Raw genomic sequence first — 22,604 nt, forward strand, 5'->3', positions numbered from 1 at the left:
AAACTATTTCGGTACGACTACCGAAAGTTCACGAGAGGGGACGCTAGGGTTCCCCACTTGGGGGGTCAACCCCGGAACACCGCGTTACCAAAGCGTTACGCTGCTGCGGCGCTGGTACGTGCCTTATGCTCCCTGCCATGCGCGATGACGAGGAGATGGGCCGCATCACCCTGGCCCAGGTGGCTCAGAAGGCCGGCGTCTCCATTTCGACAGTTTCGAAAGTCCTCAACGGCCGGCAGGACGTGGCCCCTCCCACGAGGACCAAAGTGGAACGCATCCTGGAGACCCACGCCTACCGACGCACGACGAGGTCGTCCCAGGAGGCGCCGCTCATCGAGATCGTCTTCCACGAGCTGGACAGCATCTGGGCGCTCGAGCTGATCCGCGGCGTGGAGAACATCGCGAAGGCCAATCAGGCCAGCGTGGTGCTGACCGAGAGCGGCACCCGCCACTCACCGGATCCCGACTGGATCGAAGGGGTCCTGCAGCGCAGGCCCATCGGCGTCGTCCTGGTCTTCTCCGCCCTCCCCCAAGCGGTCAAGCAGCAACTCAGAGCCCGTTCCATTCCGTTCGTCATCATCGATCCGGCAGGCGACCCCGACCCCGACGTACCGTCCGTGGGATCCGCCAACTGGGCCGGCGGGCTTGCCGCCACACGGCATCTGATCGAGCTCGGACACCGGCGTATCGGCATCATCACCGGCCCTGACGACATGCTCTGCTCCCTGGCCCGCCTCGACGGCTACCGCTCGGCGATGAGCATGGCCGGACTGGCGACCCCACCCGAGCTCATCCGGTTCGGCGACTTCCACGTGGAAGGCGGGTACGACCGGGCGATGGAGATGCTGAGCCTGCCGGAGCGGCCGACCGCCGTCTTCGCCGGCAGCGACCTGCAGGCCCTCGGCGTCCTGGAGGCGGCACGCGTCAACGGGCTGCGCGTCCCGCAGGGCCTCTCCGTGGTCGGCTACGACGACGTCCAGGTCGCCCGCTGGTCCAGCCCGGCACTGACCACGGTCCACCAGCCCTTGCGCCAGATGGCCGAGGAAGCCGCCCAGATGCTGCTGCGGCTGCGCACGGAGGAACCGTCGTCGACGAGGCTGGAACTGGCGACGAGCCTGGTGGTGCGAAAGAGCACCGCGCCGCCGCAGACGGACTGACCCGAGCGCCGTACCGAGCGCCATCGGCGAGCAGGACGGACGGCTCGCCGTGTACGGCGGTGGTCATGGGAGCCACTCCCCCGCAGCCCGAGGCATCCGGCCGGCCCGGGCATCCATCAGTGCCCCGCGCTCTGTCCGCCGTCCACATGCGAGACCTCTCCGGTGACGAAAAGGGCCTGCTCCAGGCAGAGGATGGCTCGGAGTGTCACCGCCTTGCCGCCGGAAGTCTCGTCCCGCCGAGCCGACGTGCGCGGAACCGTGAGCACCGGCGCAGGACCGGGTCATCCCTCCAAGCCGTAGCGCCGGCGTGCTTCGGCCGCCGTCTCCAGCGGGACCTCACCGCGACGAGCCAGTTGGTCGAGGGCGGCCACCACGATCGACTCGGCGTCCACCTGGAAGTAGCGGCGTACCGCGTCCCGGGTGTCCGACAGGCCGAAGCCGTCCGTGCCCAGCGACGAGTAGTCCTGCACGACCCACCGGCTGATCTGGTCGGGCACCTGCCGCATCCAGTCGCTGACCGCGAGGACCGGACCCTGCGCCTCCGACAGGGCGCTCGCCACATACGGCGTACGCTCCTCACCGCGCAGCCGCGCGGCGTCCGCGTCCAGCGCGTCGCGGCGCAACTCCGTCCAGGACGTCACCGACCAGACGTCGGCGTGCACGTCCCAGTCCGAGGCGAGAAGTTCCTGGGCCTTCAACGCCCAGTGGATGGCCGTGCCCGAGGACAGCAGTTGGATACGCGGGCCGGTTGCCGCCGAATCCCCCTGCCGGAACCGGTAGATACCGCGGACGATGCCGTCCTCCACCGACGGATCGGTCGGCATGGGCGGCTGCAGCTTGGGCTCGTTGTACACCGTCAGGTAGTAGAAGACGTTCTCCGGCTGCTCGCCGTACATGCGCCGCAGCCCTTCACGGACGATCACCGCGATCTCGTAGGCGAAGGCAGGGTCGTAGCTGATCGCCGCCGGATTCGTCGCGGCCAGCAGGTGGGAGTGCCCGTCGGCGTGCTGCAGACCCTCACCCGTCATCGTGGTGCGCCCGGCCGTCGCCCCGACGGCGAATCCGCGGCCCATCTGGTCGGCGAGCGCCCAGAACTGATCGCCGGTGCGCTGGAACCCGAACATGGCGTAGAAGATGTAGAACGGGATCATCGGCTCGCCATGTGTGGCATAGGCGGTCGCCGCGGCGGCGAACTCGGCCATGGAGCCGGCCTCGGTGATGCCCTCGTCGATCAGCTGGCCGTCGCGTGCCTCCTTGTAGTACAGCAACTGGTCGGCGTCGACCGGGTCGTAGGTCTGCCCGTCGGGTGAGTAGATGCCGGCCGACGGGAACAGCGACTCCATACCGAAGGTGCGGGCCTCGTCGGGAATGATCGGCACCCACCGGGCGCCGGTCTCCTCGCCGCGCATCAGGTCCTTCACCAGGCGCACGAGAGCCATGGTGGTCGCCACCTCCTGGTTGCCGAAGCCCTTCTTCAAGGATTCGAAGGGCCGCTCAGCCGGCTGCGGCAGGGGGTCGGCCACCACCCGGCGTACCGGGGCGGGCCCGTCCAGAGCGACCCGCCGGTCACGCAGATAGCGCACCTCCGGCGAGTTCTCGCCGGGATGGAAGTAGGGCACCAGGTCGCCGCTGAGCGCGCTGTCGGGGATGGGAAGTTCCAATCGGTCTCTCATCTGCCGGAACTGTTCCATCGTCAGCTTCTTCATCTGGTGGTTCGCGTTCCGCGCCTCGAACGCCGGGCCGAGTGTGTGTCCCTTGACCGTCTGCGCGAGGATCACCGTCGGCGCGCCCTTGTGCTCCACCGCGGCCCGGTAGGCGGCATGGACCTTGAGCGGTTCGTGACCGCCACGCGAGGTGGCGAACATCTCCATCAACTGCGCGTCGCCGAGTCCGGCGGCCACACCGGACAGCGCGTCCCCGGTGAAGAAGTTCTTACGGATGTAGGCCGCGTCTCTCGTGGCGTAGGTCTGCATCTGGGCATCGGGTACCTCGCCCAGGCGGTGTACCAGGGCACCTGTGGTGTCCTGCTGAAGCACCGGGTCCCAGGTTTCACCCCACAAGGACTTGATCACGTTCCAGCCCGCGCCGCGGAACCGGGCCTCCAACTCCTGGACGATCTTGGAGTTGGAGCGGACCGGGCCGTCCAGCCGCTGAAGGTTGCAGTTGACGACGAAAGTGAGGTTGTCCAGCCGTTCGCGTGCGGCGAGAGCGAGAGCTGCCATCGACTCGGGCTCGTCCATCTCCCCGTCCCCGAGAAAGGCCCACACCCGAGACCCGGAGGTGTCCTTGATACCCCGGGCCTGAAGGTAGCGGTTGAATCGCGCCTGGTAGATCGCGCCGAGCGGGCCCAGCCCCATGGACACGGTCGGAAACTCCCACAACCACGGCAGCCGCCGGGGGTGAGGGTAGGACGGCAGCCCGTGGCCGTCCGCCTCACGACGGAAGGCGTCCAACTGCTTCTCGCTCAGGCGCCCTTCCAGAAACAGGCGGGCGTAGATGCCCGGCGTGGCATGGCCCTGCAGAAACAGCTGGTCGCCGGAACCGTCGGTGTCCTTGCCCCTGAAGAAGTGGTTGAACCCGATCTCGTACAGCCAGGCCGCCGAGGCATACGTCGAGATGTGGCCGCCCAGTCCCAGACGGGAGCCGCGGGAGACCATAGCGGCGGCGTTCCACCGGTTCAGGGCGGTGATCCGGGACTCCATCGCAAGATCGCCGGGAAAGTCCGGCTGCGCCGCCACAGGGATGGTGTTGATGTAGTCCGACGACACCAGGCCCGGCAGAACTATCCCGGACCTGGTCGCATGCTCGTACACCCGTCGCATCAGGTACGCCGCGCGCTCCGGCCCGGCGCTTTCCACGACGGCATCGAGGGAGGCCTGCCACTCGGCGGTCTCCTCGGAGTCGCGGTCGGGAAGCTGGTCGAGCTCGCTGATTGCGGACGGGGCGGTGGGCTGGGTGGCCGGATCACTCATAACAGCCTTCTCACAGCATGGGGGCCTGTGCGGCACCGGGGGCGGGCCATCGACCGCCGCTACCGACGGCCGATGTGTCATGGCGAGGCAGCGTCGACGAAGCCGACTCACCACACGTAGGACAAGGCCCGTGCCGCGGTTGTGACACCGTGCGCCAAGCTGGGATCCACGTCACATTCCGCGTGGTCGGACAGGCGTGCGTCGTCTCCATGGAGCGGCCCTCGGCGAGGAGACCCCCACGCGAACCGGTCGAATGACCGCTTGTTGGGCGGGGGTGCCCGAGGAGACGTGGACGACGTCAGTAATGATTTAGTGTTCAATAAAGTGCTGTGTACAGTGCATGTGCCGGGCCGGCCGGGACTTCCGGCCCCGGGGCCCTTGCCACACGTTCCGTGGCATCAGGCAATCCGAGGTCGGGCTTCAAGCAGCGCTGTGCGACACAGGTCATGTGGGAGACAAGCGATGAAGACAGTTGAACTGGGCAGTCAGGGACTGACCGTGTCCGCTCAGGGATTCGGCGCCATGAGCATGAGCGGGGTGTACGGCGCCAGTCATGACGAGGCGGAATCCATCGCGACGCTCAATCACGCCGTGGACCTCGGGATCACCCTGTTCGACACGGCAGAGTCCTACGGCCCCTTCGAGAACGAACGACTCCTGCACCGCGCACTCGGCCATCGCCGCGACGAAATCGTCCTGGCGACGAAGTTCGGCCTCGACTTCACCGACGACGGTGCACCCGGACCGCTGGACGGCCGGCCCGAACACATCCGCCGCGCCGTCGAACGGTCGCTGCGCCATCTGGGCACCGACGTGATCGACCTCTACTACATGCACCGCCTGGACCCCGACACCCCCGTCGAGGAGACCATGGGCGGCATGGCAGAACTCGTCACGGCCGGCAAGGTGCGTTACATCGGCCTGTCGGAGGTGTCCGCCGCGACGATCCGGCGCGCCCACGCGGTGCACCCGCTGACCGCCGTGCAGTCGGAGATGTCGCTCTTCAGCCGCGACCTGCTGGACAACGGGACCAAGGCCGTCCTGGACGAACTCGGCATCGGGACCGTCGCGTACTCGCCCATCGGCCGCGGATTCCTGTCCGGCTCCATCCGCAGCGTGGACGACCTGGCGCCCGACGACTCGCGCCGAGGACTCCCCCGCTTCTCGCCGGAGAACATCGCGGCCAACCTCGCGCTGGTCGACCACGTACGCGCCATCGCCGAGCGACGTAATGCCACGCCGGCCCAGGTCGCGCTGGCCTGGGTAAGCGCACAGGGTGCGGTGGCGATCCCGGGAACCAAGCGCCGCAGGTTCCTCGAGGAGAACGCCGCAGCCCACGACATCGAACTGAACGCTGAGGAGTTGTCCTCCTTGGACGAAGCCGTCCGGCCGGACAACGTCAGCGGCGCACGGTACACCCCGCAGCAGCTCGCCTCGACCGACCGCTGACATGTGGTCAGGACGCCGAGTGAGCGTCCAGGAGCCGTTGTGCGCGGCTAGCGGTCGACGCCGGCCCGTTCCGATCCGGCCTCTTCGCGCTGAGCTTCGAACGTGGACCGGAGCTCGATGAAAGCGGCGGCGGTCCGGCTGGCGGGTTCGGCCTGGTAGACGACCAACTGCTGGTGGGCTGCCCCGTTGACCGTGAAAGCAGAGAACTGGATCTCCAGGTCGCCGACCTGGGAATGCCGAAGAGGCTTGGTCTGTCGAGTCTTGGCCTTCACGTCGTGGCGTGCCCACAGATCCACAAACTCCTGGCTCTTGCTGGAGAGGGTCCGGACGACTTCGTTGATCCGTGGCGATTGCGGATCGTATCCGTAGGCGGCACGGAGTTCGGCGACGCAGGAGTGTGCGGCTCTCTCCCATGCCCAGTAGAAATCGCGTCCGGCGGGGTCGACGAACACCATGCGAGCCAGGTTGTCGAATCGTTGGAATCCACTGTGCAGGGCAGCAGCCAGACGGTTGTGGGCCAGCACGTCCAGGGCCGGGCCCAGGACGAAGGCAGGGGTGTCCGGCCAACTGCCGAGGAGCTGCAGAAGCTGAGCATCGACCTGCTCATCTCCGGCAACGAGGCTGCGGCTTTCGTACGGCGCCCGGGTGAGCCTGCGCAGGTGCTCGACAGCTTCGTCATCAAGCTTCAGGGCCGTCGCGACTGCATCAACGACCTGGGGCGAAGGGCTCTTCTCGCGGCCTTGTTCCAGGCGCATGTAGTAGTCGGAGCTGACCCCGGCCAGCAGGGCGACTTCCTCGCGGCGCAGGCCGGGAACTCGCCGGCGGCCGTGCTCGGGAAGCCCCACATCCTGTGGCTTGAGGGCTTCGCGCCGTGCTCTGAGGAACTCACCCAGAGGGGTACCGTCGCTCATGGTGCAAGGCTAGTCGAGGTGGGTGGCTCGGGCACGGGTCCAGGCATCCTCCGGCTCATGGCGGATCGGCACGGGTTGCGCACGGTCGACGGCGCCACCGCCGGACCAGGTCGCGAGCAGTGGCATCGCAGTTTCGGAGGGTGACTCCCCAGCTCCACGATCAGTTCCATGCAGACCATTCTCCGACGCGCTCGGCCTGAGTGGAGAGATGAGCGTGGCCGCAGCACACCCAGGAAGCCGAAGGCCAGACTGCACGGTCGCAGGCTGCCCGACGGTGCCGGTGCAGGGGCAGCAGCGGGGGCGTGACCGGCGGCGCCAGTCACGGGGGCGTTTGTGGCGCGGGGACGGCGCTGAGAGACCCGAGGAGGGCGAGGGCGTCGACCGAAGGGCTGCCGGCTTCGGCTTGGTAGACGACAAGCTGCTGATCAGCGGCGCTGTGGATGGTAAAGGCCTCGTAGTGCAGCTCAAGGTCGCCGACCGCGGGGTGTCGGAACAGTTTCGCCTCACGCGTCTTGCCCTGTACGTCGTGGCGTGCCCAGAGGTCTCTGAACTCTCCGCTCTTGACGGACAGTTCGCCGACGAGCTCGATCAATCGCCGGTCGTCCGGGTCCCCACCGGCAGCCTGGCGAAGGGCGGCCACGCACGACACGGCTGCTCGGTCCCATTCCCGGTAGAAGTCACGGGCAAAGGAATCGAGGAAGGTCATGCGAACGAGGTTGTCGCTGTAGTTGAAGCCTGTGTGGAGGGCCTCGGCGAGCTGGTTGCGCGCCAGGATGTCCAAGCTGTGGCCGAGGATGAAGGCAGGTGTGTCGGACCAGCTCTCGATGAGTTGCTGCATCGGCCGGCTGACACGTTCGACCCGGTGGGAGCGGCGCATACGACGGGCACTCGGCACGGCCACCTGGTAGAGGTAGCCAACAGCGGCATCGTCCAGTCGCAGAGCCTTGGCCACAGCGTCGAGGACCTGCCGGGAGGGATGCCGTTCGCGGCCCTGTTCCAGGCGCATGTAGTAGTCGACGCTGACGCCGGCGAGGAGGGCAACCTCTTCACGACGCAGACCGGGCACCCTACGGCGGCCGGACGTACTGAGCCCGGCGTCTTCGGGGCGCAGCTGGGCGCGACGCGCGCGGAGGAAACCTCCCAGCGCGCTCTCGGCGGCCGGGCGCTTATCTGTGTCCATGCAGTCGAGGCTAGGTGGGTGAACGGCCTTGCGGTGTACGGAAAAGGGGGTGCGCTTCTCCCAGGAGTGCTTTCCCTGACCCGCGCTCGGCGCAGGCAGTCCTCGCCGATGCGGCTTCACACGCTCTATGCCGAGCGAACCGTGGGCTCCTGGCCGACTCGTTGACAGCGGGAGTTGCCCGTGTGGTCGTACGCGTCGAGCCGGGCGATGCCCCACCAGCCGTCGTCGTAGGCTCCGACGACGATCAGGTGCGACACCGGACCTCGTCCGCCGGCGCGGGTAGACCTTCCCCGAGCAGCGGCACGCAGCTGCAGTACGCCGCTGCTCCAGCCCTCCGAACACGACCACCTGGAGTGCGCGTGTTCAGAGGGCTGGTGGTCGTCCCGCCGTGGCCGTCACGCCCAGCCGGGCGACGGAACGCGGTCTCGGGCTACGAGCGCACGCTACTGCCGCGCCACCGGCGGCACTTGACTCTCGCGATGGAGCACGAGGTGTTCGTGGTAGAGGACGCCTTCTCGGACGTCGCCGGTGGCAGTGAATCCGGTGTCGTCCGTGTAGTCGATGTGGTTGCCTGTGACGGTGTAGCTGCCGGTGTACGCGCTCTTGCGGTTGCCGCGGGCCTCGTCATAGCGGCCGTTCGGCAGGAGCTCCTGGCGGATGTGTCCGTCTGCGGTCACCCACATCCCGACGTACGGGTGCGGGTCGCGGGGGATTTCGTTGCTGGTCATGAATCAAGAATCGGCCCGGCGACCCGGCGCAACCAGGCCTCCGTCTCCCCAGGTGAGGGCTTCCTGGGGGCAGCCCACCCACCTTCACGAGCGGCAGGGTCCGGCTCACGACGTGGTCGTTCCGAGCGGCTACGCCGTATGGAGCCTCAAGGCTCCCGAGGGCATCAGTGGGTCGGTGACAGCCGCGGGGCGGCACACCCAGTCTGCTCAGGGGGCTGAGGTCCACGGGTGTCAGCGCCGAGTGAAGCGGTATCCGGCATGGTGCAGTGTGCCGTCGTGAAACTCGCCGAAGGCCCAGAAGCCGAGGTCGTCGAGGTAGTCGATGCGGGTACCGCTGACCCAGTAGCGCCCCTGGTAGGCGCCGGGTCGATCCCCACGGGCCTCGTCGTAGCGCCCGTTGGGCAGGAGTTCCTGGCGTACGAAGTCCTCTTCATCGACCCACATCCCTGTGAACGGGTGTGTCGAGTCGAAGACGGGCGCCCCGTCCGGAGGAGCGGCAGCGGAGGCTTCGTCCAGAGGGCGGCCGTTCCAGAGGCGCACCTGGCCTCCGGTGACCAGGATGTCGAGGTGCGAGCCGCGGGCCGGGACTGCGCCGACCGGAGTTCCGGGGGCGTCGGCCAGCTGGAGGACGGCGATGTCGGCGACATTGCCTGGGGTGAGAGTGCCGCTGCCGGCGGGCGAGGTGAAGTCGGTTGCCGCCGGCAGGACGAGTGCACCCGCGCAGTCGATGACGACCATGTTGTCGTCGCCCGCGGCGGTCAGCAGGCCGGGGCCGACTCCCACGATCAGCGAGCCCCCGATGAGGACATCGGCTTCCTGCCAGTCGCCCATCAGCGGGTTTCCGGTGATGACCGCGCCGCCGGACAACAGCAAGGGCCGCCCCCGAGGGATGAGCAGCTCGCGCCGGACCGCCTCGTCACGGTGGGAACTTACGGTTGTACGGATGTTCGTCATGGCAATTCCTGTTGGTCGCCGACAGGGCTGAGGCGCACAAGGGCCTCGGCCTGACGTCATGGTCATGATTCATGTGTGCGCATCGGGGCCGCGCAATGCCCGCTCCAGCCCCGCTTCCCCGGGGTGCCCGCTGTGGCGCCGGCCCGGCGTCCTGGCGATGAAGGGAGCCTGGGACGCTGCGTGAAAAGGGCTTCAGTCGGTGGAGTTGTTCAGGATGAACTCGCGCGATGCGTGTACCTGGCTTCGCAACGCGGGCAGGTCGACGTCCAGGACCTGGCCATTCCACTTTCGCGGCTCACCATTGACAAGGACGGCCGTGATGTTGCGGGCGTCCGAGCCCAGCACGATGGTGCCGATCGGATCGTTGAGGGGCATGTTGTTGAGGCCCTCGGCCTCGATGACCAGCAGATCGGCCTTCTTGCCGGGCGTGAGCGAGCCGGTAACACCGTGCAGGCCGTTGGTGCGTGCACCTTGGAGGGTGGCGAAGTCCAGCACATCGTGCGTGCTGATGCGCATGACCTGCTGCTCGGTACCGTATGCGGCGTTGACCGCGCGCATACGCTGTATGGCGTGCAGCGCTCGCATCTGGGTGAACATGTCGCTGGCCAAAGCGACTTCGACGTCGATGCTCAGTCCCGGCCGGATCCCGACGGCAAGAGCTTCGTCAACAGCAGGGACCGCGGTCTCCAGACCGATCTGTGCGTCCGACGTGGGCGCGAGCGCGACAGTGGTCCCTGAGGCACCCATCTCCTGCCAGGCCTCGGCGGTGAGGCCCGTCGCGTGGATGAGGGTGACGTCCGGGCCGAGGATGCCGGCCTTGGCCCAGCCCAGCACGGCCTCGGAGGACGATGCGCCGAAAACGGCGTCGACGCTCACACCCACACCCAGGTCCTGCGCGACACGGGCGAGTTCAGGTCCGTAGGCGAGTGCCGGTCCGGCGATCTCGTCGGTGGCGAGGGTCGCCAGGCGCAGGGTCAGCAGTTGGTCGTCGGTGCTGAAGTACTGGCTCTTGATCCGGGTCAGGTCGCCGGGCCACTGCCGGTCCCATTCTCCGAAGTGCGGTCCCATGGAGGCGTGCACGCCGCGAATGCCAGTGTCGAGCAAGGCCTGGATGGCGGCGTCGGAGTGATCCCGGGTGCGAGAATTGTGCGAGAAGTCGAGCATGGTCGTGATTCCGCTGTCGATCGCGGTCAGGGCAGCCAGTTTCGTGCCGATGTACATGTCCTGGGGTCGGTAGACGGTGGCGTAACCGGCCAGGGTGGTCATCACATAGGCACCGAGGTCGTCGACGTCCGGCATGATCCGGCGCAGCTGGGCTTCCCAGGCGTGGCGGTGGGTGTCGACGAATCCGGGAGCCAGGATCGCGCCGGTGGCATCGACAACCACGGCGCCGTCTGCCTTCAGATCGGGCCCGACGGCGGTGATGGTGTCGCCTTCGACGAGCAAGTCACCGCGGGCGAGGACTCCGAGGTCCGCATCCATCGTGACGATGGTCGCGCTGGTGAACAGGATACGTCGGTGTGGGTCGGAGGACTGACGCTGTATGTGGTCGAGCAGGCCGGCGCTGGTGGTGTCGTCGGTGTCCATCGGATGTCCTTCCCGCGGAGGCGCGGTCGTCGCGCAACGGCTTGGAGACACCAGCGTCGTCCGGGCTCGCCGGGACAACCAGGCCGTGGTTTCCCCGGGTGCCCCACACCCACTGTCACCGCCGTTCCGGACGGCGGTGACAGTGAGCGGGGGAATGCAGATGGCCTGCATGGCTCGGTGGTCAGCGACGACTGGCCGAACTCCGGCCCTATGCGCTGCTGACTCGCCGGCGGATCAGGAGCCACATGGCACCCGCGACGACCACCGTGCCCGCCGCCGCGACCCACATCAGGGGCGACCGCGGAGGCGCCGGCTTCGCGTCCACCGGGATGGCCGCCGTGTCGTTCGCGTGCGTGCGGTCGAAGGAGCCGACGGCCCAGATCCGGCCACGGGCACCAGCCACCTTCTTGTCGATCCGAATGTGGAATTCGATGGTGGTTTCCCGTCCGGGCGCGAGCCTTCTGAAAGAGTCCGTTGCGAGATCGCAGACGAACGCCTTGGACGGCTTCTTCGGTCTGTCGCAGACCCAGTCGGGTCCGTTGTCGTCACTCACGTAGGGAATGGACGTGACTGTCGTGCCCTCGGGCGGGATCACCTCGAAACGGCCCGGCTCTTCACCGGGATCCCCCGGGCCCTCGTTGTGTACGCCGAGGACCAGGCGGATGGTGTCACCGATCCTGCCGGTAACGGTCCCCGTGACCGGTCGGTAGTCGGCCTGCTGGGTGGTGCGCACCTCGACAACACGGTGCGGGGAGCGTTGCGCGCCGAATCCCTCGACGGCGACGCGCGTCAGCGTGAGAGGGGCACCCTTGCCCCGTACGGTGTGGTCGGCATCTCTCCCCACCTGGGACGACACCTCGTACACCAGCGCGTCGGCCATGATGCCGGAGTCGGCCGTGGCGACGAGGGGCCTGCTGAGCGCGTAGGCCGTTCCGGGTGCGACCGGAGCGGGAAACATGCACCAGGCCGAGTCCGAGCGATCGCCGGGGGCACCGGAGTTGTAGAAGCAGTTGTCGTGCTCCCGGGCGAAGGTGAGGCCCCGGCCGGACGAGTGGATCTTCATCGCCACGCCCTTGTCCGCGGCGTACCGGCTGTGGTTGGCGAAGGCCGGAGTGATCCGCACCGTTCCGCCGGGACGCACTCCGTCAACCGGCGGTTGTTCGCGTAGATCCAGCAGCGGACCGCCGACCTGCATCCGGGTCGTGGCGGTGACCGTGGGCGCGTTGTCGGCGGACGCGGTGTACGTGATGGTGCCGCCGTCGCCCGGTTTCACTCCGTCGACACCGCTGATGGTGAACGGCGTCATGCTCTCGCCGTCGTTCGGGGAGCCGTAGTCGCAGGTGAACACCTGCTTGTGCCGCTTGCAGTTGGAGTTGCTGAGCCGAGCCGAGCCCGACAGTGCGGTGACGTCGATGGTGAGCTTGATGTTCCTGGCTTCCGCACCTCCACCTCCCGTGACACCCACCGGCACGGTGAAGGTGGTGTTGAACGCCTTCGCGCCCTCGTCCGCGGAGTACATGACATACGTCGCGGGAGCACCGATGGTGAGCGTCACGGGCGCAACTGCCGGGACGGGAGCCGCCGTAGAGCTGTTCATACCCGCCAGGAGAACGGCGGCGCCCAGGACCGGCACGACAGCGTGACGCCGACCCAACCGAAAATCCATGCGGGCGAGTATCGCACGGTGACCATTCCTGCGGCGGTGAGCGAGATCCCGCCGACCACCTTCGCCGCTGTAGCCCGTCACGATGAGTGCCGAACGGCAGTAGCGGTGACCCGGATTGACGGCTCCCGGACCACAACTCATCGGCGGAAACCAGGTTGCCGATGTCGCGCTTGACCAGCGACCGGAAGCCTCCTGCATGTTGCGGTCCGGGGCGGGCAGCGGCAACTGGACCACGGTGAGCCGGTCGGCGTTGGCCGCGAAGAACTCCCGCAGCAGCGCGACCATGTGCATGCCCGCGTTGTCCCCACCAGCACGATCGGCCCGAGGGGGCCCTTCAGCTGATCCCAGTGGCCCCGGGGCCTGGCACGCGGCCGGGAATCCAGGACGGTGACAACGCCGCGATCACACCAAGCCCACCGAGATTCTGGCTCGGCCACCAGCGATGCATCAGATGCGGGAGTTCAGACGCAGGGCGAGCCGGCTGCGTAGACGTGAAGAGGCCCCGCGGTGAGTCCCGAGCCTCCTCACCTCGTCCGCCCCCAGCTCCTGCCGGTCCGCGAGAGCCAGTACGGCGGCGTAGGGCCGTTCCCCCTCCTCGAGCTTCGCCGCCACGGCACCGAGCACGGCTCGCAAGACGATGCGGTCCGCGCCGGGATGTTCTGCCAGCAGGCACAGAAGCCTGTTGTCATTCCAGACGCTGTCGCGGGCACTGCTCAGTTCCAGAAGAGCTGCCGGCGGCGTGTGGGGATTTTCGGCCAGGGCGGTCCAGACAAAGGGGTAAGGGCATTGCGCGAGACGCTGCAAGACATGACCGTCTGTCTCGGCATGTGCCAGTGCGAGATGGTCGGCAGGCGTCGGCACGAGGATGGCCTCTCGGGAGCGTCGTCGTCATCTTGCCAGAGCACCTTGACCAGCAGCGGGCACCGGGGGACGAATCTCACCCCGGCCCCACCTCCAGTTCGGCCACCTACGACGCATCTGATGCTCTGCCCACGCCGGCGCTCACGACGCGCGAGGACCTCGGGCCCGCTGAAGATCCGCTTCCATCAGCGATCGTTGGGGCCCCTGAACAGGGGGCCAGCCGGGTCCATCGCGGTGATGCGCGCCTCGACGGGGGTCTCTTCTTCTCGCTCGTTCGGTGCCTTGGCTGACTGGTCAGCCTTGACGTTCTTCTCTTGCGGGTCCGTCTTGTTCTTCTTCTCAGCCACGGCGTCGTCTCCCAACATTCGGGGGCTTCCAGCATGACACCGATGGGATCTGCGGGCATCCGCCGAAGATCGCCGCCCCTGACAGAGCCGCCCCTCACGGAGCCGCCCGGCACGTGTCCGGCCAGGGGCCCAGCCAGTCACAGCCGTGGGTGCTGGGGCCTGACCGGTCACGGGTCCTCGGCGCCCCCGGTCCCGGCGCGTTCGCTCGTCGACGCGGTCATTCCTATGATGGATGCCTCTCGCACACATGGCGCATATGGCGATTCACCCGTTCTCTGAATGAATCAGAGGTGACCGCGGATGATCCGGCTCAGCATGCTCAGAACGGTCCTGACGGTGCTCATCGCCCTCCTTCTGGTGGGTGCGGGCACCGCGCCCACGCAGGCGGCACGGCAGGAGGACTTCGACGCCGCGACCGTCGAGCAGCTGAATGAGAAGATCACCGGGATCATGGAACGGGCGGACATCCCCGGCGTGACCATCGGCCTGTGGATTCCCGGGCGAGGCGAGTACGTGAAGTCGTTCGGGGTCTCGGACACGAAGACCGGCACCCCGATGACGTCCGACCTCCACATGCGGATCGGCAGCGTGACCAAGACCTTCACGGTCGAGGGACTGTTGCTGCTCGTGGACCAGGGAAGGGTCGGGCTCGACGATCCCATCGCCACGTACGTCGCCGGTGTCCCCCAGGGCGACCGCATCACCCTTCGCGAGTTGGCCGGCATGCGCAGCGGCCTCTTCGACTACTCAGAGGACGAGAGCTGGATGCAGTCCCTGCTCGCCGACCCCCAGCGCAGCTACACACCACAGCAGTTGCTCGACTACGCCTTCGCGCACCCCCTCAACTTTCCGCCCGGGACCAAGTGGGAGTACAGCAACACCAATCTGGTCCTGCTCGGCATGGTGATCGAGAAGGTCACCGGACAGCGCCTGGGGGCCTATCTGGAGCAAGCGGTCTACCAGCCGCTGAAGCTGTCGGAGACGTCGTTCCCCACGACCAACGGGATTCCGGACCCGTATGCCCAGGGGTACACAGACTTCACGAAGGACGAGAGCGTCACCGCGGCCACCCACTGGAACCCCTCGTGGGCCTGGGCAGCCGGAGCCATGATCTCCACCCTGGACGACTTGCACACCTGGGTACCGGCCCTGGCCGACGGAAGACTCCTCGGCCCACGGACGCAGGATCAGCGTCTGGAGTTCCGCCCGGTCGGCTACCCGGGCGTCTCGTACGGGCTCGGCATCATGCGGGTGGACGGCTGGATCGGCCACAACGGCGACCTCCCCGGCTACGAGACCCTCGCGGTCCAGCTGCCGTCCCAGAAGGCCACGTTGGTGATCCTCATCAACTCCGACATCAACTACAAGGGCGACTCTCTCAGCACCATGCTCGGCCGTGCCGTCACATCCGTCGTGACCCCCGACCACGTATTCGACCTGCCGTCGGCCGCGCAGTCCGGGCAGCAGACCCCGACCCCTTCCCCGTAGGACCGGACCGCGGTCAGAAACAGTCCGACAAGACACTCGCCGCCCAGGTCGGTCGACGGGCGGAATGTCGTGCGGTCAGCCTGCGGTGCGGTTCTGCTCAGACCATGTCCGCCCCTCGCAGCAGGAGCTGAGCCACAGCAATGCCGGCGACCACGATGGCCGCCCGGAACGGCCACCGGCTCCGCGTTCCCGACGACACAGCCGTGCCCGACACGGCGATGACCACGGCAGCCGTCGCCAGCGTCCAGTCCATGGCCGTAAGGGGCCCGGGCGGCCCGGCCACGAGCACGCTGACAGCCGCCAGCATCGCAAACGGGCTCAGCCACCGACAGGCTGCCCGCCCCATCCTCTGGGGCAGTCCGCGCACGCCGGTCGCGAGATCGTCCTCGATGTCCGGAAGGACGTTCACCAGGTGCGCGCCCACGCCCAGAAGTGCGCCCGCCACCAGAGCCCACCAGGCCGGCCATGAGGACGACGGCAGACCAAGGGTGACGAAGGCAGGGAGTGAGCCGAAGCCCACGGCGTACGGCAGCGGGGAGAGCACGGTGTTCTTCAACCGCAGGTTGTACGACCACCCGGCGGCCGTGCCGACCAGATGCACCGCACCCGCGGCCGCGCCGCTGAGCAGAGACAGCGGCACGCACAGCGCCAGCGCCGTGCCGGCCGCAACAGCCACCACCCGGCGCGGCAGTTCACCGGAGGCCACCGGCTTGTCACGGCGACTGCAGAGGGTGTCGCGTCGTGCGTCGACCGCGTCGTTGCACCAGCCGACCGAAAGCTGACCGGCCAGTACCGCTGCTGCTACCGCCGCCGAACCCACCGGCCCGCGGCCGGAGGCCAGGGCCAGCGCGGTCACGAAGACGGTCACGGCCAGCGCCGGCTCCAGGTGGCAGGAGCGCAGCAGCGCCGGGATGCGGTGTGTCGTGGGGGCAAGGGCCTCGGACGGGTGTAGAGACACGAGTGCAGGTATAAGTCATGTGCCCCGAGGAAGGCATTACCGACATGCGTGTCCCCGTCATCACCGGTGCTGATGCCTTCTCCGTCCGTACCGCGCCGCCCCGGCCGACCACGCCCGCCAAGGCCACCAAGATCGCGGCCGTCCGCACCGCACTGCCGCCGCACCGTTACGCGCAGGACGACCTCACGGAACCGATCGGTGATCTGTGCCTGCCCCCGGGGGCCGACCGCGCTGTGCTGCGTCGCCTTCACGCGTCCGCCGGCGTACGCACGCGCCACCTCACCCTGCCGATCGAGCGATACTCCGACCTCCGCGATTTCGGTCAGTGCAACGACGCCTGGATGGCTGCGGGCCTCGAACTGGGGGAGGAAGCCCTCACCGGCGCGCTGCAGGATGCAGGACTCGAGCCGGCCGACGTCGACCTGCTGGTGTGCGCCTCCATCACCGGCATCGGCGCCCCGTCACTCGATGCCCGTCTCGCCGGACGCGTGGGGCTGCGGCCCGACATCAAGAGGCTGCCGGTGTTCGGGCTGGGGTGCGTTGCTGGGGCAGCCGGGCTGTCCCGGGTTCACGACTATCTGCGAGGCCATCCCGACGACACCGCCGTACTCCTCACCGTCGAGCTGTGTTCGCTGACGCTCCAACAGCGTGACCACTCCCCCGCCAACCTCATTGCCGGCGCCTTGTTCGGCGACGGCGCGGCAGCGCTCGTCGCACGCGGAAGCAACTGCGCCGACGGTGCCGCCATCGAGCCGGGCAACGCCGGGCCCTCAGTGGTCGCGACGTGCAGTCGGCTGTATCCGGACACGGAGCAGCTCCTGGGATGGGACATCGGCGCCAGCGGGTTTCGCGTCGTGATCGACGCCGGTGTCCCTGGCATCGTGCGGGACCACTTCGGCCTGCACCTGCGCGCGTTCCTGGGTGAACACGGCCTCACCGTCGACGACATCGAGACCTGGCTGTGCCATCCCGGAGGCCCCAAGGTGCTCTCCGCGGTGACCGACACCCTCGGCCTGCCCGACGACGCCCTGGACAGCGCGTGGCACTCACTCGCGACGGTAGGGAACATGTCGTCCGTCTCCGTGCTGCACATCCTGCAGAACACCTGGCAGTTCCGTCGGCCGGAGCCCGGTGCATGGGGCCTGCTGATGGCGATGGGCCCCGGGTTCTGCTCCGAACTCGTCCTGCTGCGCTGGTGAGCGGCCCTATGAACTGGTACACGCTTCTTGTCCTGGCCGTCGCCGTCGAACGTGTCGCCGAACTCGTCGTCGCCCGGCGCAACGGGGAATGGACCCTGGCTCGCGCCGGTGTGGAGTACGGCCGCGGCCACTACCCGGTCATGGTCGCCCTGCACACGGGCCTGCTCGTGTGCTGTCTCCTCGAACCCATCCTCGCCCACCGCCCATTCCTCCCCGCCCTGGGATGGTCCATGCTGGCGCTGGCCCTGCTGGCCCAGGCATTGCGCTGGTGGTGCATCACCACACTCGGGCCGTACTGGAACACACGCGTCATCGTCGTTCCCGGAGCGCGTCTGATCAGCGCCGGCCCCTACCGCTTCCTACGTCACCCCAACTACGTCGCCGTCGTGGTGGAGATCGCCGCCCTACCCCTGGTTCACTCCGCGTGGCTGACCGCGACAGCGTTCACTTTGGCCAACGCCATGCTGCTCACGGTCCGTCTCCGCTGCGAGAACACAGCCCTCGCACAGGCGTTGCCCGCGTGAACGGCGGCCACGACCTGCTGATCGCGGGAGGCGGACCGGCAGGACTGGCGACCGCCCTGTACGCCGCGCGCGCCGGTCTCGACACCGTGATCGCAGAGCCACGTCAGGCGCCGGTCGACAAAGCGTGCGGCGAGGGGCTCATGCCCGGCGCCGTCCACGCCCTCACCACCCTCGGTCTGCACGTCGCCGGACACCCCATCACCGGCATCCGCTACGTCCAGGGCACACGCCGGGTTCAGGCATCGTTCCGCCAAGGCCCCGGCCTCGGTGTGCGCCGCACCAGTCTGCACAGCGCATTGCACCAGGCCGTTCTCAAGGAGGGTGTGCCTGTACTGCCCGTGCGAGTGGAGGACGTACAGCAAGACACCACAGGTGTTTCCGTCCCCGGCACAGGTCTTCGCGCCAAGTGGCTGGTGGGCGCCGACGGACTGCACTCACCGGTGCGCCGCTCCGTCGGCCTGGCAGCGCAGCCCTCCGGGACACCCCGGTACGGGCTGCGCCGTCACTACGCTGTGCCCCCCTGGTCTGCGCATGTCGAGGTGCACTGGGGACCGCATGCGGAGGCGTATGTCACCCCGCTCGGCCCCGAACTCGTGGGTGTCGCCCTGCTCACCGCCCATCGGGCCCCCTTCGACACCCAGCTGGCGCACTTCCCCGAGCTCGCCGCCCGCCTCCCTGCTGAAGCGGCCGCGACCGTGGTGAGAGGCGCGGGGCCGCTGCGCCAAACCGCCCGCGCCAGATTTCGGGGCCGGGTACTGCTCGTGGGCGACGCCGCCGGATACATCGACGCGCTCACGGGCGAAGGCATTTCCCTCGCCTTCGCCGGCGCCGAGGCCCTGGTCCACAACGTGCGCCGAGGCACACCGTGGCGCTACGAGACCGACTGGAAGACCGCGACCCGCCGCCACCGCCTGCTGACCCAACTCCTGGTGCGGGCCCGACAACAACCCGCGCTCGCACCGCACATCGTGCCCACGGCCGAACGCCTGCCACGAGTCTTCGCAGCCGCAGTGAACGCATTGGCATGAACGCACTGGCATAAGGGACCAGCCCGACCGGGTCGCTACCGGACCTCGGCCGCAGCGCCCGCTACGGCTCGAAGTGCCGTTCTCGGGCCCGCGCTTGGACGGTGAAAGCCATGTCCCGAGGTCGAGGAGATCGGAAGCGTCAGCCAGTGGCGCTGTGAGCAGATCGTTGCCGCGTTACGTCGGGGCTCAGGTTGGTCTCGTCGGAGTGGGCTGCGACACGGACGGAGTTCCGGCCGGCGGCCAGCCAAGTGCGTTCCGGGCCGGCGGGGGTTGCCGTGTCCACGGTGAGGTGGAGGCGTGTGTCGCCGTCGAGGCCGGGATAGCTGCGCTGTTCCGTTCCGGCGAAGAAGCCGCGAAGGGCTTCCGCGACCGCTCGGGCGGCTTCGGGCGTGTGCGCGATGATCCGTACCTCGGCGTGCCCGGGCGATGGCAGTGTCCGCGTCTCGATGTGCCTCACGTGGCCGCGCTCCTTTCAGGGTGGGCAAAAGGCCGGCGAGTGGGCGCTTCGGCGCCCGCCCGCTGCCCCCGGTCGGAGGAAGGTCTGTGCCTCACCCGCCGGCATCCGTGCGGTGGGCGCGACGACCGGTGTCGTCCGGCAGACCGGGAGGTCTCGGCAGGGGGTCGCTGAAGTGGTGAGCCGCGATCCGCGCGTCGTGCTGGGCGTTCAGCAGGTGGATCCAGCACATCCCGGCCGCGGTCGCGAGGATGAACAGCCCGATGAAGACGATGGTCCCCATGTCGCTCACCTCCAGGTGCTTCCGTGCACCGGGACGGCGCGTCTGCCCATCGGGGTCCCGAACGGGGACATGCAGGCCCCGCCTTCACTCTCCCAGGTGGCTTCCCGGCGCACGGCGTCCCGGATGCCGCGGACGATGCCGGCTTCGTCGGCCATCAGGACGCCGGCGGTGAGGACGCTGCCGGGGATCGCTGCGGCGGCCATCAGGCGGGCCGCGGCAGCGGGTGCGGTCTCGGGCGGGATGACGAGGAGGTCCCAGCGGCCGACGGAGTAGGAGAGCAGAATCAGCTTGTCGGGGTCCTGTTCCGTGAACCAGCCCACGTGCAGCACGCGCCCGTCCACGGCAACCGTGTGCGGGACAACCGGCCAGCGGGTGGGGCTCACCGTGACACGGGTGATGCGGCCCCAGGGTTCCGCCAGGGCGGCGGCGAGTGGTGGGAGTTCGGCTGCGAGGTCGCGGGAGCGGGGCCACCAGGCCCCGTCCAGCTGGCCGGCGAGTGTGGTTTTCGGGGTGAGAGACAAGCGTGCCGGGAACTCCGCGGCGAGATCGCGGGGCGCGGTCCGATCGAGTGTCGTGGTCATCATGCGGACCTGCCCCCGGACTGCCCGTCTGCAGCCCGGTTTTTAGGCGATCGCCGGAAATGACACCCGCGTGAAAGCCGGTGTGCGAAGTACTCCCGGTGCTTTCACTGTACGCCCGTTCGATGGACTATGACCGGTGCGACCAGGAACTTTCCGGGCAGGCACTGTCGAGAGCGGCGGTGCGGGCTGCAGGAGTACCGTGGAACGACGGCGGCCCGGCGTACATCGCAGATCGGCACCGGTGAAGGACCTGCGACGAAGCACGCCGTACTCCGTAGACGGGCGGACCACATGGCTGACTCCGACATTCCCCACAGGCCCCCACTGCTCCTGCCGGATGCGATCCACCAGGCGGTCAACCCGGGTACGGCCCTGCTGCGGCTGGAGACCACGCGGTCCCGGGAGGGGCTCCTGGACGGCGCGTGGTGGCCCCGCACGCGCGACATCGAGACCGAGCTGCCCGCACTGATCCGTACAGTGACCGAGCATCTCGGGCCCATCACCCGGGTCGGCGTGGACGCATCCGCCTGGAACGGCCTCCCCACCCGCCTGGTCATCGACAACCAAGTCGTGCACCTCGACTCCGACCCGGTCGGCGACGACACCGTCCTCATCACCCGCGGCGACAACGACCACTTTGCCTTGCTCGTGATTCCCCCGGACACCACCGCCGACGCCGCCCGCGAAGCAATGGCCCGCGCCGTCCGCGCAGACAACATCACCGAGGCCGCACAGATCTTGATCGCCACCACACCCGACCCCGAGTAGAACCAGGTCGTTGACCTGGGACTCCGCTGACGAACGGATGGAGTAACCGACACCCATCGGTTCCCGGAGAACGCAGAAGCTCTGGCACACCGCCATCACGATCTCGAGGCCGTGCTGACCGACCCGGTCCGGGCCGGTCAGCAAGCACCGATGGCAGCGTGGCGCTGTCGGCCCACACGCTCACCTGGCCGACGCCCCCGCCGATCGCCAGGTTCAGCAGGAACGGTCCCGGCACCTATCTGCAGGCGTCGGTCACCAACTCACTCACCGCCAATTGCACTGGCCGGGCTGGGAGCCGGAAGACGAACAGACGGCCTCCCACTGATCAGCTGCCTACGCTGCGGAGCGCTGAGGCCCCCACTCTTGGCCAGCGGCCGAAACCGAATGCCGCCTCCCTCCCCCACGCTCGACGGACACGAGCACACCGCGCCGGCACCCCAAATACGCGGGGTCTTCACCAAGTTCAACCGTAAGGGCCTGGCGAGCTGTACAAGGTCTCGGGGCTGTCGGGGACTGAGCTGTATTGCATGGAGCCGTGCCGGCGGTGGCGGCCGGCACGGTTCGCGTCGTACGCCGGCACATTCGGCATCAGTCGTCCTTCGGCGGCAAGCATCTGCGCTCGCAGAAGCAGGTCTTTGGAGTTCAGGCCGAGTTCTTCCGCCACGGTCTGAAGATCAAGGCCGGATTGGCAACTCCACTGCAATACGGAGTCCATCCCAGGCGTCCAGGACACCGGGGCATCCGCAACGCCACTTTCCATGGGCGGATGGGCAGGCGTTACTGCTTCCGGGCGCTGATGGGGCACATGGGCGGGCACTGTGTCGGCATGCGGCTCCCAAACGGGATCCGGGACGGGTGACACCTGCGGGGTGGGCGCTTCTGTCAGAGGGCTGAGCAAGTGGTCGGCGACGGCGCGGGCGTCCTCCTTGCCGACCGTGCGACGTGCGATGCGTACCTCGCGTTCGTTCAGCCCCATCAGGTCGGCCACCGCCCCGTCGCTGCCGACAGTCACGGCAAACGCGGCCAATGCCCTCGTCCGGCTGGCTAGCGCCTCATCCATCACCGCCTGCGCCTCGCGCACTCGGTCATTCGTACTGCAGAACGCCTCAGCCAGAAGCGTGTTGCGTTCCCATAGTTCACGTGGCTCCACGCAGGCACCAACGTTTCCGCATCGCCCGAGATACCCCATCACGTCCAAATCACTCAAAGTGCTCATTAACAGCCCTATGCGGCAGTTGATCATCACAACCGATCGTCAGCCCAACGCGGAGCCACGCCGTCCTCGCGGCGGTGCAGCCACAGCAACAGCCCTGGACAGCCCTTGAGGCGGGACCGCGTCCGACAGACACCGACCACCGCTCCAGCACCTTCCACGGCCCCTGCACCGCCCGTTTCTCCAATTCACCCACCACAGCCCACATCCGCCCGCCCCAGACCGCCCCCTGCAGGGGCCTCGAGAGCACCGCCGGCGGTGTGCGGCCGGCCGGTCCGCATCTTGCCCCAGGACCC

Annotated in this window: 22 protein-coding genes; 7 read left to right on the forward strand and 15 right to left on the reverse strand. The window is 68.2% G+C overall.

The annotated features are described in order from the left end of the window. Positions 1 to 125 precede the first annotated feature (125 nt). Positions 126 to 1,157 (forward strand): LacI family DNA-binding transcriptional regulator, encoded by a 1,032-nt coding sequence (locus RPQ07_RS01290; protein WP_313942087.1) that lies wholly within the window; start codon positions 126 to 128, stop codon positions 1,155 to 1,157. A gap of 281 nt (positions 1,158 to 1,438) precedes the next feature. On the opposite strand, the gene aceE is transcribed toward RPQ07_RS01290, so the two are convergent. Continuing rightward, positions 1,439 to 4,129, reverse strand: coding sequence for a pyruvate dehydrogenase (acetyl-transferring), homodimeric type (gene aceE / locus RPQ07_RS01295; RefSeq protein WP_313942088.1), 2,691 nt, complete (start codon positions 4,127 to 4,129; stop codon positions 1,439 to 1,441). 462 nt (positions 4,130 to 4,591) lie between these two features. On the opposite strand from aceE, the gene RPQ07_RS01300 reads away from it, so the two are divergent. Continuing rightward, positions 4,592 to 5,578: an aldo/keto reductase gene (locus RPQ07_RS01300; RefSeq protein ID WP_313942089.1), complete on the forward strand. Its 987-nt coding sequence runs from the start codon at positions 4,592 to 4,594 to the stop codon at positions 5,576 to 5,578. A 47-nt stretch (positions 5,579 to 5,625) separates the two neighbouring features. Here RPQ07_RS01300 and RPQ07_RS01305 read toward each other — a convergent pair whose 3' ends face one another. From RPQ07_RS01305 to RPQ07_RS01345, 9 genes are all read right to left on the reverse strand, one after another. Next, a complete protein-coding gene (locus RPQ07_RS01305) occupies positions 5,626 to 6,489 on the reverse strand; it encodes a helix-turn-helix transcriptional regulator (protein WP_313942090.1) in 864 nt (287 codons plus the stop codon). A 319-nt stretch (positions 6,490 to 6,808) separates the two neighbouring features. Next, positions 6,809 to 7,669, reverse strand: coding sequence for a helix-turn-helix transcriptional regulator (locus RPQ07_RS01310; protein WP_313942091.1), 861 nt, complete (start codon positions 7,667 to 7,669; stop codon positions 6,809 to 6,811). A gap of 125 nt (positions 7,670 to 7,794) precedes the next feature. Further along, the gene (locus tag RPQ07_RS01315) at positions 7,795 to 7,926 is read right to left on the reverse strand and encodes a hypothetical protein (RefSeq protein WP_313942092.1); all 132 of its coding nucleotides are present in this window, start codon (positions 7,924 to 7,926) and stop codon (positions 7,795 to 7,797) included. Between the two features lie 186 nt (positions 7,927 to 8,112). Next, positions 8,113 to 8,397 (reverse strand): Atu4866 domain-containing protein, encoded by a 285-nt coding sequence (locus RPQ07_RS01320; protein ID WP_313942093.1) that lies wholly within the window; start codon positions 8,395 to 8,397, stop codon positions 8,113 to 8,115. Between the two features lie 231 nt (positions 8,398 to 8,628). After that, positions 8,629 to 9,351, reverse strand: coding sequence for an Atu4866 domain-containing protein (locus RPQ07_RS01325; protein ID WP_313942094.1), 723 nt, complete (start codon positions 9,349 to 9,351; stop codon positions 8,629 to 8,631). Positions 9,352 to 9,543: 192 nt separating this feature from the next. After that, positions 9,544 to 10,938 (reverse strand): amidohydrolase family protein, encoded by a 1,395-nt coding sequence (locus RPQ07_RS01330; RefSeq protein WP_313942095.1) that lies wholly within the window; start codon positions 10,936 to 10,938, stop codon positions 9,544 to 9,546. A gap of 208 nt (positions 10,939 to 11,146) precedes the next feature. After that, entirely contained in the window at positions 11,147 to 12,535 is a 1,389-nt protein-coding gene (locus RPQ07_RS01335; protein ID WP_313942096.1) for a hypothetical protein, read from the reverse strand. A gap of 516 nt (positions 12,536 to 13,051) precedes the next feature. Beyond that, on the reverse strand, positions 13,052 to 13,408 hold the full coding sequence (locus tag RPQ07_RS01340) for a hypothetical protein (protein ID WP_313942097.1): 357 nt from the start codon (positions 13,406 to 13,408) through the stop codon (positions 13,052 to 13,054). Positions 13,409 to 13,650: 242 nt separating this feature from the next. After that, a complete protein-coding gene (locus tag RPQ07_RS01345) occupies positions 13,651 to 13,812 on the reverse strand; it encodes a hypothetical protein (protein WP_313942098.1) in 162 nt (53 codons plus the stop codon). 300 nt (positions 13,813 to 14,112) lie between these two features. On the opposite strand from RPQ07_RS01345, the gene RPQ07_RS01350 reads away from it, so the two are divergent. Next, a complete protein-coding gene (locus RPQ07_RS01350; RefSeq protein ID WP_313942099.1) occupies positions 14,113 to 15,300 on the forward strand; it encodes a serine hydrolase domain-containing protein in 1,188 nt (395 codons plus the stop codon). Positions 15,301 to 15,397: 97 nt separating this feature from the next. Here the strand turns inward: RPQ07_RS01350 and RPQ07_RS01355 are convergent, their stop codons facing one another. Further along, complete coding sequence (locus tag RPQ07_RS01355) at positions 15,398 to 16,258, reverse strand: UbiA family prenyltransferase (RefSeq protein ID WP_313942100.1); 861 nt, start codon at positions 16,256 to 16,258, stop codon at positions 15,398 to 15,400. 44 nt (positions 16,259 to 16,302) lie between these two features. On the opposite strand from RPQ07_RS01355, the gene RPQ07_RS01360 reads away from it, so the two are divergent. Genes RPQ07_RS01360 through RPQ07_RS01370 form a run of 3 tightly spaced genes read left to right on the forward strand, consistent with a single transcriptional unit; the run spans position 16,303 to position 19,009 of the window. After that, positions 16,303 to 17,457, forward strand: coding sequence for a type III polyketide synthase (locus RPQ07_RS01360; protein WP_313942101.1), 1,155 nt, complete (start codon positions 16,303 to 16,305; stop codon positions 17,455 to 17,457). An 8-nt stretch (positions 17,458 to 17,465) separates the two neighbouring features. Further along, entirely contained in the window at positions 17,466 to 17,981 is a 516-nt protein-coding gene (locus RPQ07_RS01365; RefSeq protein ID WP_313942102.1) for an isoprenylcysteine carboxyl methyltransferase family protein, read from the forward strand. Further along, positions 17,978 to 19,009: an NAD(P)/FAD-dependent oxidoreductase gene (locus RPQ07_RS01370; RefSeq protein ID WP_313942103.1), complete on the forward strand. Its 1,032-nt coding sequence runs from the start codon at positions 17,978 to 17,980 to the stop codon at positions 19,007 to 19,009. The genes RPQ07_RS01365 and RPQ07_RS01370 overlap by 4 nt, the downstream gene beginning before the upstream one ends. Positions 19,010 to 19,148: 139 nt before the next feature. Here RPQ07_RS01370 and RPQ07_RS01375 read toward each other — a convergent pair whose 3' ends face one another. The 3 genes from RPQ07_RS01375 to RPQ07_RS01385 all read right to left on the reverse strand — a co-directional run bounded on the left by RPQ07_RS01375 (position 19,149) and on the right by RPQ07_RS01385 (position 20,327). Then, entirely contained in the window at positions 19,149 to 19,466 is a 318-nt protein-coding gene (locus tag RPQ07_RS01375) for a hypothetical protein (RefSeq protein WP_313942104.1), read from the reverse strand. A 91-nt stretch (positions 19,467 to 19,557) separates the two neighbouring features. Then, positions 19,558 to 19,746, reverse strand: coding sequence for a hypothetical protein (locus RPQ07_RS01380; protein WP_313942105.1), 189 nt, complete (start codon positions 19,744 to 19,746; stop codon positions 19,558 to 19,560). 5 nt (positions 19,747 to 19,751) lie between these two features. Further along, positions 19,752 to 20,327, reverse strand: a complete 576-nt coding sequence (locus RPQ07_RS01385) for a DUF5994 family protein (RefSeq protein WP_313942106.1) — start codon at positions 20,325 to 20,327, stop codon at positions 19,752 to 19,754. Between the two features lie 291 nt (positions 20,328 to 20,618). On the opposite strand from RPQ07_RS01385, the gene RPQ07_RS01390 reads away from it, so the two are divergent. Then, entirely contained in the window at positions 20,619 to 21,095 is a 477-nt protein-coding gene (locus RPQ07_RS01390) for a DUF5994 family protein (protein ID WP_313942107.1), read from the forward strand. Positions 21,096 to 21,558: 463 nt separating this feature from the next. Here the strand turns inward: RPQ07_RS01390 and RPQ07_RS01395 are convergent, their stop codons facing one another. Then, positions 21,559 to 22,176, reverse strand: a complete 618-nt coding sequence (locus RPQ07_RS01395; protein WP_313942108.1) for a hypothetical protein — start codon at positions 22,174 to 22,176, stop codon at positions 21,559 to 21,561. Between the last annotated feature and the right edge of the window lie 428 nt (positions 22,177 to 22,604).

The organism is Streptomyces sp. AM8-1-1 (assembly GCF_032229325.1).
Classification (GTDB): domain Bacteria; phylum Actinomycetota; class Actinomycetes; order Streptomycetales; family Streptomycetaceae; genus Streptomyces; species Streptomyces achmelvichensis.